Source organism: Bacillus sp. HY001, assembly GCF_007558965.1.
Lineage (GTDB): Bacteria > Bacillota > Bacilli > Bacillales > Bacillaceae_G > Bacillus_A > Bacillus_A mobilis.
This window is the reverse complement of sequence record NZ_VLTE01000318.1, coordinates 1-472: the sequence shown is the minus strand read 5'-3', so window position 1 is coordinate 472 and position 472 is coordinate 1. Positions and strand designations below refer to the sequence as shown.

1 protein-coding gene is annotated in these 472 nt (G+C 34.1%); it reads right to left on the bottom strand.

Annotation, left to right across the window (positions count from 1 at the left end):
- A partial coding sequence (locus FOT98_RS31525) for an RNA-guided endonuclease InsQ/TnpB family protein (RefSeq protein WP_260851163.1) occupies positions 1-472 on the bottom strand: 472 nt, incomplete at both ends.

The window sequence follows — 472 nt, the reverse complement described above, 5'->3', positions numbered from 1 at the left end:
GAGCGTTGTTCACGTTTTAACCGTTTTTCTATCTTTTTTACTTTTATTGTTTTGTTGATGTTTTCATGAACGATACCATCGCTACGTGTAGCAAAATCCTTCACTCCTAAATCAATACCTAGACCTGTTTTATTGAGTGCTAACTTTGTTTCCATTTCTTCCAATTCGCAAAGTACAGATACATAATATCTTCCTGCTCTTTGATATACTGTGCCACTCTTTACAGTTGCATTTTTAGGGATATACCCATATTCTTTTAACCTTACCCAACCAATTGTAGGAACTTTTACTCTATGTCTTTCTACTGTCCAATCTGTTTTGTTGTTTTTCGGAAAGTAGCACTTCACATCTTGATTCCTCTTTTTTTTATATCTTGGAAACTGAGATAAACCTTTAAAAAATCGCTTAAAAGCTTTATCTCCATTCATAATCGCTTGTTTTACCGCTTTGCTCGACACTTCTTTAATCCACT